Source organism: Nocardioides sp. 31GB23 (assembly GCF_040012395.1).
Classification (GTDB): domain Bacteria; phylum Actinomycetota; class Actinomycetes; order Propionibacteriales; family Nocardioidaceae; genus Nocardioides; species Nocardioides salarius.
Window position 1 is genome coordinate 1 of the sequence record NZ_JBDYKJ010000141.1, and the last position, 1,520, is coordinate 1,520.

A 1,520-nucleotide genomic window follows, 5' to 3' on the forward strand; every position below is an offset into this window, starting at 1 on the left:
GAGCGTGTCAACTTTTCTGTGTAAGGCGGCCGATCTCTTTACTCTGAGTTGGGCTTACAGGTGGGGGTTGATGCGGTCGGGGTAGGCGATCGCGAGCTGGGCGAGGGCCTGCTTCCAGTTGGTCACGACCTGTCCTTCGACGAGGCGGCCTTGGGCCTTGCGCTCCTTGCCCTTCTTGCCGCGGTCCCGTTCCCGGTCGCGGGCTCGTTTGTCCTCGATGGTGCAGATCGCCAGCCACAGCAGCTTGACTGCCGCGTCGTCGCTGGGGAAGTGGCCGCGGTTCTTGGTGACCTTCCTGAGCTGGTAGTTCAGCGACTCGATGGAGTTGGTGGTGTAAATGACGCGGCGCAGCTCGGGCGGGAACGCCAGGAACGGGGTGAACCGCTCCCACGCGGCGCTCCAGGTCGCGACCGTGTGGGGGTACTTCTTGCCCCAGTTCGAGTCCGCGAACGCGTCCAGCTCGCGGCGGGCGGCCTCGGCGTTCGCGGCGGTGTAGACCGGCTTCAACGCCGCGGCGACGGCCTTGCGGTCGCCGTAGCCCACGAACCGCATCGCGGCGCGGATCAGGTGCACCACACACGTCTGAACGGTCGCGTTGGGCCAGGTCGCCTCGATCGCCTCCGGCAGCCCGGTGAGCCCATCGCAGCACACGATGAGCACGTCGCGGATGCCGCGGTTGGCCAGGTCGGCACAGACCCCGGCCCAGAACTTGGCTCCCTCGTGCTCCTGGACCCAGATCCCCAGGACGTGCTTGATGCCGTCGATGTCGACCCCGACCGCGATGTGGGCGGCCTTGTTGATCACGTGGGCGCCGTCGCGGACCTTGACCACGATCGCGTCGAGGTAGATCACTGGGTAGATCGCCTCGAGGGGTCGGGCCTGCCATTCAGCGACCGCCTCGAGGACCTCGTCGGTGATGTTGCTGATCGTCTCGTGGGACAGCTCGGTGCCCAGCGTGGACTCCAGGTGGTGGGAGATGTCCCTGACCGTCATCCCGCCGGCGTAGAGGCTGATGATCATCTCGTCCAGCCCGCCCAGGCGTCGCTGGCCCTTGGGCACCAGCCGCGGGGTGAACGTGCCGGCCCGATCGCGTGGCACAGCCAGGCTCACGTCGCCGACCTGGGTCGCGACTGTCTTCGGCGTCGTGCCGTTGCGGGAGTTGTCGAACGCGGCCGCGTCCGGGGCGCCCTTCTCATAGCCCAGGTGGTCGGTGAGCTCGGCGCCGAGGCCGCGTTCCAGGGCGTGCTTGATCAGGGCGGGGATGAACCCGCCGTCGCCGGTCAGGTCGATCTCGCCGGCGTCGATCTGGGCGAACAGCCCGTCCAGGGCGCCGGACTCGGCCAGGTCGGCAGCGGCCTTGTATCCCGGCATCTCAGCGCGCACGGCCCGGCGAGCAGCAGCACGGCTGGGCCGCTCGGAGCTGCTCGTCGTCACGTTCGCCTCATCGTTCTCAGTGGTCACAGCGGTCATCTTGGTCCTCCTTCAGGACCGACCGCTTACACAGACCATCTGACACCCCC

The 1,520-nt window shown here is 67.8% G+C and carries 1 protein-coding gene; it reads right to left on the minus strand.

Features of this window, described 5'->3' with window-relative positions; all coding sequences use genetic code 11:
* Positions 1-54 precede the first annotated feature (54 nt).
* Positions 55-1,371: an IS256 family transposase gene (locus tag ABKW28_RS22740; RefSeq protein ID WP_348613541.1), complete on the minus strand. Its 1,317-nt coding sequence runs from the start codon at positions 1,369-1,371 to the stop codon at positions 55-57.
* Positions 1,372-1,520: the final 149 nt, after the last annotated feature.